This window comes from Leifsonia sp. 10L418, assembly GCF_056395445.1.
Map to the genome: position 1 here is coordinate 451,079 of NZ_JBFTJN010000001.1, position 15,134 is coordinate 466,212.

Consider the following 15,134-nt stretch of genomic DNA (forward strand, 5'->3'; position numbering starts at 1 on the left):
GTTGCCCTCCGGTCCGACTCAGCCGGGGATATCGAGACTGACCGGCCCGGCGTCACTCGGTCCGCCGCATTGCTCGCTGCCGCCCACGCGCCGCCACTCGAGCGCGACGTCCCTCTCGGCGAGAACCTCGCCTGTTGCGGAGACCGCGCGAAGCGTGAGCCTCTCTGGCGTCGCCATGTCCAATGAGATTTGCCACGTGCGCTCATCAATGCGGGAGATGGAGAACAACAACGGGATGTCCGTGGGAGCCGGTGCGGAGGTCGCCGAATCTTTCGGGATCACCGTCGCCAACCGCAGTGGCTCGTCCGGTACCTGCTGAACGGGAGCAGACGCGGCACACACACCGTCTGCGCACAGCTCGATACCAGCAACGCTGCCCGCGTTCCCATTGAGCTCGATACGGACGGTGTTCATCCACGCGATGGCGGGGCAGACTCCCGGAGTCGCACACCCAGACACAGCAAAGCTGACAAGCAGAACAACGGCAAATCCGAGTCGTCGCATTCTCCCCATACCGGCCAACCGTAGCAGCGGGCCGGATCAGAGCGCTGGGCTGGGCGCGTGGGCTCTCCTTCGGAGCGCCACGTGTCATCCGAAAATAGGAATGGCGCGATGTGCTGAACTTGAATGAAACTTCAATAGAAGTCGACCCAACGCCGCCCTCTGAATCCATGAGTGAAAGAACAACCACGCGACGACTCCAACCGGAATGACGATCCACAGAAGGACGCCGCGCAGCGTGAGCAGCACCAGTGCTGTCGCCCAGTAGAGCGGTGACCGGCCTGAGTGCTCGGTCATTTTTCGGTCGCCTTTGCTTGCCGTGCGCGCAGATATCCGCGCACAAATTGCCACTCCACGATCAGACCGAGACCAGTCAAGGCAAATGCGGCTGGAGACTGTGTCGCCCCCACCACAATCGACCCCACGACGATGGCGGCGCAGATCAGCATGTTCCACCACGCCGCTGCAATTCGACCATTTGGTGAGGTGAGCCAGCCAAGACAGCCTCGATCAGTCATCGAATTTGCCCCGTAAGCGCCCCGATGGATACACCGATACCTAGAATCACGAAAAGTGCGCCAGCCAGCGCCATCAGCGCGGGTGATTGAGTTCGTCCCGATACACGGATGCCCTGCTGGCGTCGTTGGAGTCTCGCCATCTCTGATATTCGAGCGCGCTTCACGATGAATATCACCCCGAATGCAATCGCGAACGGCGCCCACAGGAGGGCAAATACCTGACTCGAACTCACGGTGTGAATCCTACGGGCTAAAAAAGTCTGACAGGCTATCTCGCGCTCGCAGTCTCCTGCGCGATTCGGACCCTCCCCCACCGAATCACATGCGGTACTTGCATGATGACCGCTAACCGGATACCGAAGACAGAGACGCACGTGCCGTGACGCCAGCATGATGCTGATCACAACTCCATGTGCTCCTCGAGATGGGCGCCGCGGATCGCCTGATCAATTGTCTGGGCGATTGCGCCGAGCTCGAAGGGACGAAAGTAGTGGAGACGCTCCTGGCCAATGGGAATCGGGCAGAGCTGCACGACGATAGGTTCACGGTCGGCCATAGCAAATTCAAGATCAATCGTCGATCGAATGAGTGCGGGCGCAAGCCAGGCACGTTCGATCATCGCGGTTCCTCGCTGGATTCGATCGAGATCGGCGGCAGGAATGACCATGCTGCGGCGCCCAGAATGGCGTAGCGATTCAATGTAGACCAACTACTCGGAGCGATGACGCCTCAACCCACTTCGCAGTGTCGCTTTAGCCACAAGGTCCCCCAAACCGTCCGCACTCGATGTCGACGGGCTGCTGCGGGACCGGAGCGTGGCCGCGAATGGAATTGATCTAAACATTCGCTCCGATCTGACCTCGAAGCCATTCCTCAATAGTCTCTAGGGCGGCTTGCGCCATCGGGGTTGCGTGCCCCGTGAACGCGTGCGGCGACGCGGGATAGACGCGCAGGTCAACCTCAACACCGGCCGCGAGGAACCTCGCCGTCATGGCGAGATTGTCTTCAAAGAGAACATCCTCTGCGCCGATCACCATCAGGATCGGCGGGAGGTTCTTCAACTCCGCGAAGATGGGAGAGATGTCCGGGTTCGTACGATCTGGCGCGTCACCTGCATATGCGCCGAGGAAAAACTCGTCGGCGATGAGGCGTCCAGCCGGTGTCTGCGCGGAGAGATCGTACGTGCCACATTGAACCACCGCGCCACCGAATGCATGAATACCGCGATCGCGTAGCCGTATCAGTGTCGCGGTCACCAGCGTGGAGCCTGCGGAGAATCCACTCATGGCCAGTCGTGTCGTGCCAAACCGCGCTTCGGCGTGCTCGGCGAGCCACAATGCGGCCGTCTCGCAATCGTCAGGCGCTGCCGGCCATGGATGCTCAGGGGCGAGTCGATAGTCCACGCTCACCACAGCGATGCCGAGAGCGTCGACGAGTCGCCGATTCCGAACATCGCTTCCCGCGGCGGAGCCCAGGTAGAAGCCGCCCGTGTGAATCTCCAACAGCACACCTGTGGCGGGTCGACTCGATGGTGTGTGGATTCGCACGGGCACGCTTCGACCACCAGCACTCACCGTCTCTACCGACGGGGACGGCTCGCACTCAGCAGGTACGGGCATTGCTTCACGGACCTCGACGAGCTCGCTCACGCTCTGTGGCCCGTGGCCGGGGCGTCGGCGTCCATAGAACGCACGAGACTCGTCGACGAGCGACAAGAGCACCGGATCAATCAGAGAAGACACCTCAAGTCGCATGAGCGAAACTCTACGAAATGTAGGCCCAACTCTTGGCCGGCCACGCGGCAGAGCGCTGACAGTGAGAACTCTCGGCCGCGTCAGAGGTGCCACTAGTCAGTCGGCCCACGGGGCGACCCGCCGCTGCCATCCGCAGTAGCAGACGAATATCAGCCGTCTCGACCCACCAAAGATCAAAGCGCCAAGTCAGCCGGCCTCGCGCGGTGGGTTGTGCATGAACTCAATCCGGATGCCGTTTTCGTCCTCGACGAAGGAGGCATAGTACCGGTCGTTGAACCGGGGGTACTCCTTCGGGTCGCGCACGACCGTCCACCCGGTGTCCGTCGCGATCCGATGCAGGCGGTCCACCTCCTCGCGTGAGGCGACGGCGAACGCCAGGTGCTGCCACCCGACTCGACCGTGACGGTGCGGTCCGGTACCCGGATCCCGAGCCGGCATCAGGATGAGCTCCGGCTCGCCGTCAAGGTTCCAGGAGACCGACCCGTTGGCGTCGTACCGGGCGAAGCCGAGCGCCGCCAGCACGGGATCGAACTGCGTGACCGCCCGCGTGACGTCGTCGACCGTGATGCCGAGATGATCGAAAATGGCCATGATCACACGCTACCGGATGCATCCGCCCGGGATCAGGAACCCCCTCAGGCGAGGGTTAGACGTTGAAGCGGAACTCCACCACGTTCCCTAGCCGAATAACGACTGGTGCCAAGCTCGGGTGCTGTTCTGGCGCGATACCGTGGGTACATGGCTGAAATACAAGGACTCGACGACCTTCTAACGGCGCTGAACGCCGGAGAGACGATCCCCGGAGGTTCGCCGCACCACGCAGCGATGCACGCCACGAGCCAAGAATCGCTGCGCATCACCGCCGAGCTCAACGGGCGCTACCACTCCCCCGATGAGGTCAGGTCCCTGATGAGTGAGTTGACCGGGCACGAGGTCCCCGATTCCTTCCAGCTCTTCCCACCGTTCAGCGCTGACTTCGGCAAGAACATCCGCTTCGGTGAAGATGTGTTTGTCAACAGTGGCTGCCGATTCCAGGACCAGGGCGGTATCGACATCGGCGATGGATCGCTCATCGGCCACAATGCCGTCATCACGACGTTGAATCACGACATGTCGCTGAGCCGACGGGCCGACATGCACCCGGCCCGCGTCGTAGTCGGCCGGGGCGTGTGGTTCGGGGCCAACGTCACGGTACTGCCGGGCGTGACGATCGGCGATGGGGCTGTAGTGGGCGCGGGGGCCGTCGTCACGAAGGACGTGGCTGCGCGGGCGATCGTCGTCGGAGTGCCTGCGAAGCAGGTAGGCACGGTGTCGGACGACTAATCGGCTCATCGTTGCCCGCCCGCTCAGTCGAATTCAATCGGCTGAGCAGCGTTGTTGCACAAGCGAAACCTAGACGTTGAAGCGGAACTCCACCACGTCGCCACACGGAGAAACGTCTGGCGCGCCGCGGCCCAACACCTCGGGATCCTGCGCATGGGTCATCGGACTGCCAGGCTTCCCGTCAGCCCGGTCGCTAACCGATCATGTACGCGAACCCGCGATTCGACGCCGCCACCTGCGTCAGGAACTCCACAGCGCGTTGCAGGAAGTCGAGAATGTAATGCGCGTCGTGGTCCGTCGTCATGTCGTCGCTCACACTGTGCTGCAATTCAACGAGATCTTCGGCGATCTCCACGACCTCCTCGGGAGCAATAGCTCGCGCCCAGGGACTCCATCCGTATCCATTCATTGTGACCTGCCCCTCGAACATCCGGTAGGCGGCTCGGGGCGTCTCACCTGGCCTGCTCGGAGCAGTCAGCGCCTGCATCGAGGACCATGCCTTGTCCAGGTACAACATGTCAGTCTTAGGCACAGACTGCACGAAGTTCGTGTCCGCCAGCTGTGCACCGTGAGGCATGCCCCAGGCGTCTGCCAGCGGGTCATCGCTGATGACACTCAGCGGATCGGCCAGCGCGAGTGCGGTCATGTCTGCGTCGAATGCGTATGCGTAGTATCTGATTCCCATGTGTCGATCCTGCCGAGTGCGCAACATCTCCAACGGCCGAAACCCAGAACCTGTGGATAACCCCTCAGGATCCGGAGGAGTGGATTGTCAACGAGACGCGGCGTCGCCCTTCATTGCCTATTGCGACATAGGCACCTCGGACGCTGACCTCAGAGCGGCATCGCTCTAGGCCCGGCGTCTAGCTCAGCCAGTACCGGCAGCGCGATCGCCACAGACAGCTCCATGATCACGCCCTGCACGAGCAGCAGCCAAGCCGCGAGACGGAAACGTCAATCCATCATGCAACCTTCAGCGGAGTGATCGCGGCAACCTTGTCCCGTAGAGCTCGGCGCTCAAGCCGCAGCTCGTAGTTCGACTGCAGGTTCATCCAGAACTCCTCCGACGTCCCGAAGTACCGGGCCAGACGGATCGCGGTGTCGGCCGTGATTCCCCGTTTGCCGTGCACGATCTCGTTGATCCTGCGTGGCGGCACGCCGATCGAGACAGCGAGCTTATTCTGCGTGATCCCGAATCCCTCGATGAAGTCCTCCATCAGGATCTCCCCCGGATGGATCGGGTCAATTAGGTCCCTCTCAGTGGTAGTCGACGAGTTCGACATCTTCCGCACCTCCCTCTCTCCATGCGAAGCAGATACGCCACTGGGCGTTCACGCGGATACTGTGCTGCGCGCGCCGATTCCCGGCCAAGCGTTCCAGGCGGTTGCCGGGAGGGATTCGGAGATCCTCCACGTCTTTGGCCGCGTGGATGAGCTCGAGTTTCCTCAGGGTCGCTCGCTGCACGGCCCGGTCGACACCCTTGACGTACTGCTGATGCCAGATCCGCTCGGTGTCTTTGCTCCCGAACGATCTGATCACCGGAACAGTGTATAACGCGATGCGTCAATAACGCTAGACGTTAAAGAGGAGCTCCACCACGTTCCGTCAGTTGACAACCTCACGATGAGTAACTCTGCGCCTGGGCACCTAGCCGATCTGCGCCTGAATCTCCCGGATCGTCGCGCCCAGGATGCCACGTGACAGAAGCCCGACCCCGAGCGGACCGGAGGAGTCAACGCCCAGCTGCGGAAGCAGCCGCAGCGCTGATCGCTCACGTTCGCTCAGCTGCGCCACCTGCCACCGAATCTCTTCCTGAACCGCTTCCTGCTGATCCGGGTGAGCCAGCGCAACCGCCTTCGTCGCGTACGCGGCCGCGCCTAGTGCATGGGCACCCATGTGAGCGACTGCCGCGGCTTGAGCAACTGCCCTGGCTGCTGCAGTACCGGCCGGAGTGGTCGCCGCATTCGCTGCCTTCACCGCAACGAGGCGCTTGCTGATCTCGTCAGCGGCGCTGCTCTCTCCGGCGCTGTACGCACGCGTGCGAGCAACCGCATCCCGGATCTCTTCCGCCGCCGCCTCATCAGCGTCGAATAGCGGGAGCACACGCTCAGCACAGGCCAGCGCCCAACGCGCGATGGCACGTCGGTCTGAATCGCTGAGGGTCTGAATCGATGCCACGAACAAATCCTGGCACAGCAGAGCGGATCTGAGCCCCGCACTTTCCAGAGGTTGAACCGGAACTCGATTACACGTTGAAGCGGAACTCCACCACGTCGCCATCCTGCATGACGTATTCCTTGCCCTCCATGCGGGCCTTGCCCTTGGCACGAGCCTCGGCAACCGAACCGGTCTCGATCAGGTCATCGAACGAGATGATCTCGGCCTTGATGAAGCCCTTCTGGAAGTCGGTGTGAATGACACCGGCAGCCTGGGGCGCCGTGGCACCCTTCGGGATCGTCCAGGCGCGAGTCTCTTTCGGACCAGCAGTCAGGTAGGTCTGCAGACCCAGGGTGTCGAAGCCGATGCGCGCGAGCTGGTCGAGCCCGCTCTCGGACTGGCCGGTGGAGGCGAGCATTTCGGCGGCATCCTCGTCATCGAGTTCGGCGAGCTCCGACTCGAGCTTGGCGTCGAGGAAGACAGCGTGGGCCGGTGCAACGAGGTCGGCGAGCGTCTTCAGCTTGTCGGGGCTCTGCAGCACGGCCTCGTCGACGTTGAAGACGTAGATGAAGGGCTTGGCAGTGAGCAGACCGAGCTCCTTGATGGGCTCCAGGTCGATGTTTGAGGCCGACAGCGGCTTGCCGGCGTCGAGGAACTCCTGTGCCTTCTTGGCCGTCTCGACCACGATGGGGTCGGCCTTCTTGCCCTTGACCTCTTTCTCGAAGCGCGCGATCGCCTTCTCGAGGGTCTGCATGTCGGCGAGGATCAGCTCGGTGTTGATCGTTTCCATGTCGCCGGCCGGGTTGACTGCACCGTCGACGTGAACGACGTCTTCGTCTTCGAATCCGCGGATGACCTGAGCGATCGCATCCGCTTCACGGATGTTCGCCAAGAATTTGTTGCCCAGGCCTTCGCCCTCGCTCGCACCCCGCACGATGCCGGCGATGTCGACGAACGACACCGGAGCCGGGAGCAGACGCTCACTGCCGAAGACCTCGGCGAGTGCCGCGAGACGCTTGTCCGGCAGGTTGACCACACCGACGTTCGGCTCGATCGTGGCGAACGGGTAGTTCGCTGCGAGCACGTTGTTCTTGGTGAGTGCGTTGAACAGGGTGGACTTGCCGACATTGGGCAGACCGACGATTGCAATAGTGAGAGCCACGAGGGTCAATCGTACCGGCTTCATCGATGTGCGGGGGCTGCATGTGGGCTGAGCGGACGCCACCGGCCACGCTTTCAGCTCTCTGCAGCAGATTCGGGCGACGTCTTCAGCCACGCGTGAGAGCATTAAGGCGTGCCTTTGAACTTCACTGCCATCGATTTTGAGACCGCCAACTCGTCGAGCGCTTCTGCCTGCTCGGTCGGTTTGGTCAAGGTGCGCGACGGCCGGGTGGTCGACAAGGTGGGCTGGTTGATTCAGCCACCCTCCGGACACGACGCATTCCTGGAATGGAATACGAAGATTCACGGCATCCGAGCCGAGGATGTCATCGGTGCGTCAACCTGGGCCCAGCAACTCCCCGATTTGGTCGCGTTCGCCGACGGCGACCACCTGGTCGCCCACAACGCCGGCTTCGATCTCGGCGTGATCAAGACATCCACCACGGTCTCGGGGCTCGTCGTGCCCGACTTCCAGTACGTCTGCAGCCTGCAGGTCTCCCGCGCCACCTACCACCTCGACTCCTACCGCCTGCCGGTCGTGGCGATGGCCGCCGGCTTCGAGGACTTCTCGCACCACGACGCCTTGGCCGACGCCGAAGCGTGCGCCGCGATCATGATCCACTCGGCAGCTCGGCATGAGGTCGACTCGATCGAGCAGCTCGCGCATGTCACCCGCGTCAAGGTGGGCGTGATCGGCCCGGTCGCGACAAAGGAACACGCGTCGACGCACGGCCCGATGGCGCTGAGCTAACCAGCCGTCGCGTTGCCATCGCGGTGGTTTGCCGAGCTGTGTCGGTGGCCACTGCGAGGATTGAAACATGGAACCCGTGCTCATGCTCATCCTCGGTCTGCTTCTCGGCGCACTCGTCGGCGCTCTGCTGACTGTCGTCGTGCTGCAGCGCCGCACCTCTGCGCGCTCATTCGGGGACGACCCGGCCGTGGTCGAGTCGCGCCACCAACTGGCACTGGCCGACGTGCGCTCCCGCGAGGCCGCTGCCGCGTCACTGTTGCGCGAAGAGTTGGCGTCGGTGCAGGCGACGACCGACGCGCTGCGTGCGCAGGTTCTGGATGCCCAGCGTCAGTACCGCGAATTGGCCGAGCGCCATCGCGCCGACCAGGAAGAGCACACCGAACGGGAGCGCCAGGAGAGCCGCGTGTTGCAGGCGCTCGCCCCGGTGCGCGAAAGTCTGCACGATATGCAGAAGAAGGTCGCCGAGCTGGAGACCCAACGAACTTTGCAGCATGGCGAGCTGAGCCAGCAACTGCGTTCGGCCACCGAGTCGGAAGAGCGTCTGCGCAGCACCGCCGAATCCCTGGCGTCGGCCCTGCGCGCAAACAATACCCGCGGGGTGTGGGGTGAAACCCAGCTGCGCAGCGTCGTCGAAGCGGCAGGCCTGATCGAACGCGTCGACTTCGACCTGCAATCGAGCATCACCTCTGACGCCGGCGCCGGTCGCCCCGACATGGTCGTGCACCTGCCGGGCGGCAAGAACATTGCCGTCGACGCGAAGGTTCCGTTCACCGCGTACCTGGAGGCGAGCCAGATTCCCGCCTCGGCGACCGGCGCCCTGGGCGCACAGCGCACCGAGCTGATGAAGGCGCATGTGAAGGCGGTGCGTGACCACATCACCACGCTGGGCAGCAAGGCCTACTGGCAGGGCCTGGATGCCTCGCCCGAGCTGGTCATCGCCTTCATTCCCAGCGAATCGCTCGTCTCCTCGGCTCTCGAGGCCGACCCGTCGATCATGGAGTTCGCGTTCAGCAAGCGAGTGGCCCTCTCCTCCCCCGTCACCCTCTGGTCGGTTCTGAAGACCGTCGCGTTCAGTTGGCAGCAAGACGTGCTCACGCACGATGCCCAAGTTCTGTTCGACCTCAGCAAGGAGTTGTACTCGCGGCTCGGCACCACCGCCACGCACATCGAGAAGCTCGGCCGGTCGATCGAGCGCACGGTCAAGGACTACAACGGTTTCGTCGGCTCCATGGAACGCCAGGTACTCCCGACCGCCCGCAAGCTCAACGCTCTCGACGAATCGAAGGTGTTGGCGCCGCTGGTGGGCATCGAAGATGCCCCGCGCGAGCTGGTGGCCTACGAATTCGTGGCCGAGCTAGAGGCTGCTGAGCGCGAGGTTGCGCAGCTGGATGCGGCGGAGCGCGACCTGCGCGACGGCCTGCGCGGAGACGAGCGAAGTGACGAGCGCAGTCACGAGGATGCGTTGCGGATCGCCGAGTCCGAGACGGTCTAGCCGCCGAACCGTGGCGAATCACCACTTGTGGGCTTACGAAATGGTCAATTGACACGGTTCGGCGAAGGGTTGAGCGAGCGAATCGGGCCACGTCCACCTACGTCGGCGCACATCGACGCACGTCGACAGACGCACGTCGAGTCGCGCCAGCTCCGGTTAGCGCACACCCACGAGTTCGGATGCCACCCGACGACCAGGGATCGCCTCCAACAACTCCTGCGTGTACTGCTCGGCCGGGTTCGACAGAATCTGGTCGGCAGTGCCCAACTCGATCAGCTTGCCGAACCGCATGACGGCGATCTGGTCCGACACCTGCCGGATGACGCCGAGGTCGTGTGAGATGAAGAGGTAGCTCAGTCCGAACTCAACCTGAAGATCGACGAGAAGCTGCAGAATCTGCTCCTGCACCGACACATCGAGTGCCGACACCGGCTCGTCGAGCACCAACAACTCCGGCCCGAGGGCGAGGGCGCGCGCGATCGCGATGCGCTGACGCTGACCGCCCGAGAGCTGCGTCGGCTTGCGCTCGGCAACGGCCGGGTCGAGGCGCACGGCATTCAGCAGCGCCCGCACCGTCTCGGAGCGCTCGGCCCGCGAGCCGATTCCGAACGCGCGCAGCGGCTCGGCAATGATGCGCTCAACCGACATGGTCGGGTCGAGCGAGCCGAACGGGTTCTGATAGACGACCTGCACACGACGACGCAGCTGGCGCAGCTCCTCGCCGCGCAGACCGGTAATGTCGACGCCGTCGAACTGGATGCGACCGGAGTCCGGGGCGATGATCCGCGCGGCGATCCGTGCCGTGGTGGTCTTGCCGGAACCCGACTCCCCCACGATCGAGAATGTGCTGCCACGCGGCACCGCGAACGAGACGGAATCGACCGCAGTGAGCGTTGACGCCACGCCGCCCGACGGACGCAGCGTGTAGGTCTTGGTCAGCTGGTCGACGAGCAGGATGTTGTCGGCCGGGAAAGAGGTCGGCGACCCCGATCCTGCCGGCACCGATGACACAACCGGGACCGACTCCGCTGACGACCGGAACCCGAGGGTCAGCCCGGAACGGGCGGCGGCAGCCTCGACATCGTCCGCATCGACGATGCTCGGCACCAAGCGCTTGCTCGACAGGCCGGGTGCGGCGGCGACAAGTTCCTGCGTGTAGGGGTGGCTGGGCGAACCGAGCACGGCGGCGGGGGTGCCCTGCTCGACGATGCGACCCTGTTGCATCACGATGATGTGATCGGCCCGGTCGGCGGCGACCGCGAGGTCGTGGGTGACCAGGATGACCGAGGTGCCGTGATCGCGGGCCAGGCTCTCGATCCGGTCCAGCACCTGGCGCTGCACGGTCACGTCGAGCGCGCTGGTCGGCTCATCGGCGATGACCAGGCGCGGGGTGCACGCCCAGGCGATGCCGATCAGCACGCGCTGCTTCATGCCTCCCGAAAGCTCATGCGGGTACTGCGCGGCGCGGCTGACGGCATCCGGAATGCCTACCTGGTCGAGGATGCGCACGGCCTCAGCGGCGGCATCCTGCTTGCTCAGCTTGAGGTGCAACCGCAGGGTCTCGGCGATCTGCTCCCCGACCTTGAGCAGGGGGTTCAGCGAGTTGCTCGGATCCTGCGGCACAAAACCGATCTCGGCACCACGGATGCGACGAAGCATCCGCTCGGGCATTGCCTGGAGGTCCTGGCCGTCGAAACTGATCGATCCCGACACGACGCGGCCCCCCTCGGGCAACCGACGGATGAGCGCCTGCGAGAGGGTGCTCTTGCCGGAACCCGACTCTCCGACGATCGCAACGATGGCACCGCGCAGCACCGTGAAGTCGAGGCCGCGCACGGCGTGTGTGACGTCACGGCCGTTGGCGTAGTCGATCTGCAGGTCGCTGACGCGAAGCAGGACATCACTCTGGTGCACGATCATCGTTCTTCTCCGATCAGGCGCGCCAAACGATTGACGGCGAGTACTACGACCAAAATCACGGCACCGGGGATGATGCTGAGCCACCAGGCTGTCGCGACGAAGTCACGGCCCGATGAGACGAGAGCTCCCCATTCCGGGGTCGGCGGCTGGGCGCCGAAGCCAAGGAAGCTCAGGGCAGAGACCGCGAGAATCGCGGTTCCGAGTTCGAGTGCGGCCAGCGCGATGACCGGCTTCGCCGAGTTCGGCAGCACGTGTTCGAGCAGAATCGACGGCCACTTCACGCCGAGCGTGCGAGCCGCTTCGACATATTCCTCGTTGCGGATGCGTACGACCTGCGACCGCATGATGCGCGTGAACGATCCCGCGGCACCGAGCCCGACGCCGAGAGCGACCGACCAGGGGCCGAAGCCGAGACCGGCGACGACGATGAGGGCGAGCAGCACGCCGGGAACGGCGATCAGCACGTCGACGAAACGCATCACGACGAAGTCGAGCTTGCCGCCGACGAATCCGGAGATCAGTCCGACGACTGCGCCGACGACGACACCGACGAGCACGGCGGCTCCGGCCGAGGAGAGCGAGAGGAACGCGCCGTGAACGACCCGGGAGTAGACGTCCCGGCCGAGGTGGTCGGTTCCGAACCAGTAGGTCGCCGACGGAGGCAACAGTTTGTCGGCGGCCACGCCCACGAATGGGTCGTGAGTGGCGAACAGCGACGGAAGGACCATGGCGGCGACGGCAGCCAGGAGAATGAGTCCGGCGACGATCACGCCGGGTTTCTGCAGGTTTCTCATGACTCAATCCCCGCTTCAGTCAGAGCGGTTTCGACGGAAGGGGCGACGGATGCACCAACGGCAGCGACGGGCACGGCAGCAGCAGCAGCAGGCTTCCCCGACTTCGCGCGGCGACCGAACGACCCCCGGGTGCGCGGATCGATGATGCCGTAGGAGATATCGACGATCAGGTTCACCACCGAGTAGACGAGGGCGACGACGATGACGACGCCCTGAATGACCGTGGCGTCCCGGGCCAGCACGGCGTCCACCGTGAGCCGGCCGATGCCATCCCGGGAGAACACCGTCTCGACAACGGCGGTTCCGCCGGCGAGATAGCCGATCAAAAGGCCCAGGATGGTGATCGACGGCAGCAGGGAGTTGCGCAACACGTGCCGCAGGAAGATGCTGCGCGGCGAGACACCCTTGGCGACGGCCGTGAAGACGTAGGGGCTGCGCATCGCCTCCATCACGGCGGAGGAGAACACCTGGAAGAAGATGGCACCGATCGGCAGCGCGAGGGTGATCGCGGGCAAGATCACCGCGGCCGGATTGCGCGTGCCGGAGGCCGGCAACCAGCCGAGGCCGAACGAGAAGACGCTGACGAGCACAAGTCCGCTGAGGAACGCGGGAATTGCCACGCCGAGCGGCGGGATCTGCAGCAGCGTCTGACGCACCCAGCGTGATGGCGTGAGGAACGCCAAGAAGGTGAGCACCACCGAGGTGACAACACCAAAGATCAGGGCGAGCACGGCAACGGATGCCGTATTGGGCAGCGCCCGGGCGATCATCGCGTCGACCGGCTGGCCGGTTGCGATCGAGACGCCGAGGTCTCCGCGCAAGGCGGCGAGGAAGTTACCGAGGTACTGGTCCCAGAGCGTGCCGTCGAGACCGAACTTCTCGCGCATCGCGGCGAGCGTCGCGGGATCGGTGGTCGTCGCATCCCCGCCCTTGACCGAGAGCGCGGCGAGCAGCGGGTCACCGGGAAGCAGGTGGATCAGCAGGAACGTCACTGTGTAGGTCGCCCAAATCACGAAGGCGAATTGGATGAGCTTGGGTGCCACGAAGCGCAGCACCGCCAGAGTTCTCTGCACGGGTGACGTTCCTACTGATTCCACGAACTGATGACCTTGAGGGAGGGCGTGTGACTATTCGGCGACGCGCACGTCGTAGAGCAGCACGCGGGAGGCCGAGTCGAACTCGACGCCTTCGACGCCGGCCCGCGACGCGTGAAGCTGCACGGTCTCGAGGGTCGGGATGAGGTAGGCGTTGTCGACGATGAGCTTCTGCGCCTGGGCGACGAGCTTCGCGCGCGCCTCGGGGTCGGCGGTCTTCACCTGCTCGGTGAGCACGGACTCCAGCTCAGCGTTGTCGACGATGCCCCAGCGTGCCTTGCTGTCCTTCGAGAACAGCACGCGCAGTGCGTCGGGGTCGGTGCGGGCGAGGCCGGCACCGAGGAAGTCGTAGTCTCCGGTGGCGATCGCGCCGAAGAAGTCGCCGGCGGTGACCATGTTCAGCTTGAGGTCGATGCCGATCTTCGCGAGCTGCATCGAGGTGGCCTCGAGCACATCCTGGGCGTAGAAACCGGTGACGGTGACCGAGAGCTTGGTGCCGTTCTTCTCACGGATGCCGTCGGCGCCCATCGTCCAGCCGGCCTTGTCGAGCAGCGCTTCGGCGGCCTTCGGGTTGTACTCCATCGCCTTCTCCTGGCTGGCGAAGCCCGGCGTCGTCGACGTCAGCGCGCTTGTCGGCGGCACACCGCTGGAGGCACCGGTCAGCTCGTTGATCTCGCCACGGTCGGTGCCGAGCAGCATCGCCTGACGCACGGCGTCGTCCGAGACGATCGGGCGCGACGTGTTGGGGATGAGGCTGTTCGGGATTCCCGGGTTGGCCTTCGAGTAGATGTTGAAGTCGCCGGTGGTGAAGCGCGCCTCATCGGCATACGGGAGGTCCTGGATGATGTCGAACTCACCGGAGTCGAGACCGCCGGTGCGCACGCCGTTCTCAACGATGATCGGGAACTCGATGGTGTTCACGAGTGCCTCGCCCGAGTGCTCACGCAGGCTGGACGCCCAGTCGTAGCCGGCGCGCTTCTCGATCACGACGGAGTCGTTGGGCACGTAGGACTTATAGGTGAACGGTCCGGCGCCGATGACCGTCTGGCAGCGCTCTTCCGGCGTCAAGACGGTGGTCGCCTCGGAGACGAGTCCGAGCGTCATCGTCGAGGCACCCTGCAGGAACTGGGCGTTCGGCTGCGTGAAGTTGACGGTGAAGGTGCGGTCGTCGGTCACGTCGACGCTGTCGTAGCCGGCGAGGTACTGCGAAGCGAGCGAAGCGGATGCGCCCATCGCGTAGAGCGCGTCGAAGTTGGCCTTGACGACGTCACTGGTCAGCGCGGTGTCATCGCTGAATGTGACACCCTTCTTCAGCGTGAACGTGTAGGCGGTGAGGTCGGCGTTGGTCTCGAAGGTTTCTGCGAGCCACGGCACGATCTCGTCGGTTTCGGCGTTCTGGTCGACGAGCGAGTCGACGACCTGACGACCGACGTTCAGCGCCGTCGTGACGGTGGTCTGCTGCGGGTCAAGACAGGTCGGGTCTTCCTTGAGGGCGAAGATGACGTTGTCTTGTGCCGATTCAATACCGGCGGCGCAGCCGGCGAGGAGGCTGACTGCTGCCAGTGCACCGATCGGTGCGGCCGCCCATCGCATTGCACGGGTGGTCTTGCTGCTCACTGTGGATCCCTTCAAGGTACTGCTCGCTGTGTGGAGGTGGTGCAGGGGTGAG

At 64.1% G+C, this 15,134-nt stretch carries 17 protein-coding genes; 3 read left to right on the plus strand and 14 right to left on the minus strand.

Features of this window, described 5'->3' with window-relative positions:
- Nucleotides 1–18: 18 nt before the first annotated feature.
- From AC1DCF_RS02075 to AC1DCF_RS02095, 5 genes are all read right to left on the minus strand, one after another.
- Nucleotides 19–414: a hypothetical protein gene (locus tag AC1DCF_RS02075; RefSeq protein ID WP_477209564.1), complete on the minus strand. Its 396-nt coding sequence runs from the start codon at nucleotides 412–414 to the stop codon at nucleotides 19–21.
- 380 nt (nucleotides 415–794) lie between these two features.
- Nucleotides 795–1,019 (minus strand): hypothetical protein, encoded by a 225-nt coding sequence (locus tag AC1DCF_RS02080; protein ID WP_477209565.1) that lies wholly within the window; start codon nucleotides 1,017–1,019, stop codon nucleotides 795–797.
- 400 nt (nucleotides 1,020–1,419) lie between these two features.
- On the minus strand, nucleotides 1,420–1,686 hold the full coding sequence (locus tag AC1DCF_RS02085; RefSeq protein ID WP_477209566.1) for a hypothetical protein: 267 nt from the start codon (nucleotides 1,684–1,686) through the stop codon (nucleotides 1,420–1,422).
- 169 nt (nucleotides 1,687–1,855) lie between these two features.
- The gene (locus tag AC1DCF_RS02090; RefSeq protein ID WP_477209567.1) at nucleotides 1,856–2,668 is read right to left on the minus strand and encodes an alpha/beta hydrolase; all 813 of its coding nucleotides are present in this window, start codon (nucleotides 2,666–2,668) and stop codon (nucleotides 1,856–1,858) included.
- A gap of 291 nt (nucleotides 2,669–2,959) precedes the next feature.
- Nucleotides 2,960–3,364, minus strand: a complete 405-nt coding sequence (locus AC1DCF_RS02095) for a VOC family protein (RefSeq protein WP_477209568.1) — start codon at nucleotides 3,362–3,364, stop codon at nucleotides 2,960–2,962.
- A gap of 147 nt (nucleotides 3,365–3,511) precedes the next feature.
- Here AC1DCF_RS02095 and AC1DCF_RS02100 point away from each other — a divergent pair, with 147 nt between their 5' ends.
- The gene (locus AC1DCF_RS02100) at nucleotides 3,512–4,096 is read left to right on the plus strand and encodes a DapH/DapD/GlmU-related protein (protein ID WP_477209569.1); all 585 of its coding nucleotides are present in this window, start codon (nucleotides 3,512–3,514) and stop codon (nucleotides 4,094–4,096) included.
- A gap of 193 nt (nucleotides 4,097–4,289) precedes the next feature.
- On the opposite strand, the gene AC1DCF_RS02105 is transcribed toward AC1DCF_RS02100, so the two are convergent.
- The 5 genes from AC1DCF_RS02105 to ychF all read right to left on the minus strand — a co-directional run bounded on the left by AC1DCF_RS02105 (nucleotide 4,290) and on the right by ychF (nucleotide 7,415).
- Nucleotides 4,290–4,781 (minus strand): hypothetical protein, encoded by a 492-nt coding sequence (locus tag AC1DCF_RS02105; RefSeq protein ID WP_477209570.1) that lies wholly within the window; start codon nucleotides 4,779–4,781, stop codon nucleotides 4,290–4,292.
- A 277-nt stretch (nucleotides 4,782–5,058) separates the two neighbouring features.
- On the minus strand, nucleotides 5,059–5,379 hold the full coding sequence (locus AC1DCF_RS02110) for a HigA family addiction module antitoxin (RefSeq protein WP_441792444.1): 321 nt from the start codon (nucleotides 5,377–5,379) through the stop codon (nucleotides 5,059–5,061).
- The gene (locus AC1DCF_RS02115) at nucleotides 5,354–5,635 is read right to left on the minus strand and encodes a type II toxin-antitoxin system RelE/ParE family toxin (RefSeq protein WP_441792443.1); all 282 of its coding nucleotides are present in this window, start codon (nucleotides 5,633–5,635) and stop codon (nucleotides 5,354–5,356) included. The genes AC1DCF_RS02110 and AC1DCF_RS02115 overlap by 26 nt, the downstream gene beginning before the upstream one ends.
- Nucleotides 5,636–5,743: 108 nt before the next feature.
- Nucleotides 5,744–6,274 (minus strand): putative immunity protein, encoded by a 531-nt coding sequence (locus tag AC1DCF_RS02120; RefSeq protein ID WP_477209571.1) that lies wholly within the window; start codon nucleotides 6,272–6,274, stop codon nucleotides 5,744–5,746.
- A gap of 67 nt (nucleotides 6,275–6,341) precedes the next feature.
- Nucleotides 6,342–7,415 carry a redox-regulated ATPase YchF gene (gene ychF, locus AC1DCF_RS02125; RefSeq protein ID WP_441792441.1) on the minus strand — a complete coding sequence of 358 codons (1,074 nt, stop codon included), beginning with the start codon at nucleotides 7,413–7,415 and terminating at the stop codon, nucleotides 6,342–6,344.
- A gap of 132 nt (nucleotides 7,416–7,547) precedes the next feature.
- On the opposite strand from ychF, the gene AC1DCF_RS02130 reads away from it, so the two are divergent.
- Nucleotides 7,548–8,165 (plus strand): exonuclease domain-containing protein, encoded by a 618-nt coding sequence (locus AC1DCF_RS02130; protein ID WP_477209572.1) that lies wholly within the window; start codon nucleotides 7,548–7,550, stop codon nucleotides 8,163–8,165.
- Between the two features lie 67 nt (nucleotides 8,166–8,232).
- Nucleotides 8,233–9,657 (plus strand): DNA recombination protein RmuC, encoded by a 1,425-nt coding sequence (locus tag AC1DCF_RS02135; protein WP_477209573.1) that lies wholly within the window; start codon nucleotides 8,233–8,235, stop codon nucleotides 9,655–9,657.
- A gap of 156 nt (nucleotides 9,658–9,813) precedes the next feature.
- Here AC1DCF_RS02135 and AC1DCF_RS02140 read toward each other — a convergent pair whose 3' ends face one another.
- Genes AC1DCF_RS02140 through AC1DCF_RS02155 form a run of 4 tightly spaced genes read right to left on the minus strand, consistent with a single transcriptional unit; the run spans nucleotide 9,814 to nucleotide 15,082 of the window.
- Entirely contained in the window at nucleotides 9,814–11,577 is a 1,764-nt protein-coding gene (locus AC1DCF_RS02140) for a dipeptide ABC transporter ATP-binding protein (RefSeq protein WP_477209574.1), read from the minus strand.
- Nucleotides 11,574–12,371 (minus strand): ABC transporter permease, encoded by a 798-nt coding sequence (locus tag AC1DCF_RS02145; protein ID WP_477209575.1) that lies wholly within the window; start codon nucleotides 12,369–12,371, stop codon nucleotides 11,574–11,576. Before AC1DCF_RS02145 ends, AC1DCF_RS02140 begins: the two co-directional genes overlap by 4 nt.
- The gene (locus AC1DCF_RS02150) at nucleotides 12,368–13,444 is read right to left on the minus strand and encodes an ABC transporter permease (RefSeq protein WP_477209576.1); all 1,077 of its coding nucleotides are present in this window, start codon (nucleotides 13,442–13,444) and stop codon (nucleotides 12,368–12,370) included. Before AC1DCF_RS02150 ends, AC1DCF_RS02145 begins: the two co-directional genes overlap by 4 nt.
- A 54-nt stretch (nucleotides 13,445–13,498) precedes the next feature.
- Entirely contained in the window at nucleotides 13,499–15,082 is a 1,584-nt protein-coding gene (locus tag AC1DCF_RS02155; RefSeq protein ID WP_477209577.1) for an ABC transporter substrate-binding protein, read from the minus strand.
- Between the last annotated feature and the right edge of the window lie 52 nt (nucleotides 15,083–15,134).

Coding starts and splice junctions, on each gene's coding strand:
- AC1DCF_RS02075 (WP_477209564.1), bottom strand. CDS start 414: ATGAACACCGTCCGTATCGAGCTCAATGGGAACGCGGGCAGCGTTGCT.
- AC1DCF_RS02080 (WP_477209565.1), bottom strand. CDS start 1,019: ATGACTGATCGAGGCTGTCTTGGCTGGCTCACCTCACCAAATGGTCGA.
- AC1DCF_RS02085 (WP_477209566.1), bottom strand. CDS start 1,686: ATGGTCATTCCTGCCGCCGATCTCGATCGAATCCAGCGAGGAACCGCG.
- AC1DCF_RS02095 (WP_477209568.1), bottom strand. CDS start 3,364: ATGGCCATTTTCGATCATCTCGGCATCACGGTCGACGACGTCACGCGG.
- AC1DCF_RS02100 (WP_477209569.1), top strand. CDS start 3,512: ATGGCTGAAATACAAGGACTCGACGACCTTCTAACGGCGCTGAACGCC.
- AC1DCF_RS02105 (WP_477209570.1), bottom strand. CDS start 4,781: ATGGGAATCAGATACTACGCATACGCATTCGACGCAGACATGACCGCA.
- AC1DCF_RS02110 (WP_441792444.1), bottom strand. CDS start 5,379: ATGTCGAACTCGTCGACTACCACTGAGAGGGACCTAATTGACCCGATC.
- AC1DCF_RS02135 (WP_477209573.1), top strand. CDS start 8,233: ATGGAACCCGTGCTCATGCTCATCCTCGGTCTGCTTCTCGGCGCACTC.
- AC1DCF_RS02140 (WP_477209574.1), bottom strand. CDS start 11,577: ATGATCGTGCACCAGAGTGATGTCCTGCTTCGCGTCAGCGACCTGCAG.
- AC1DCF_RS02145 (WP_477209575.1), bottom strand. CDS start 12,371: ATGAGAAACCTGCAGAAACCCGGCGTGATCGTCGCCGGACTCATTCTC.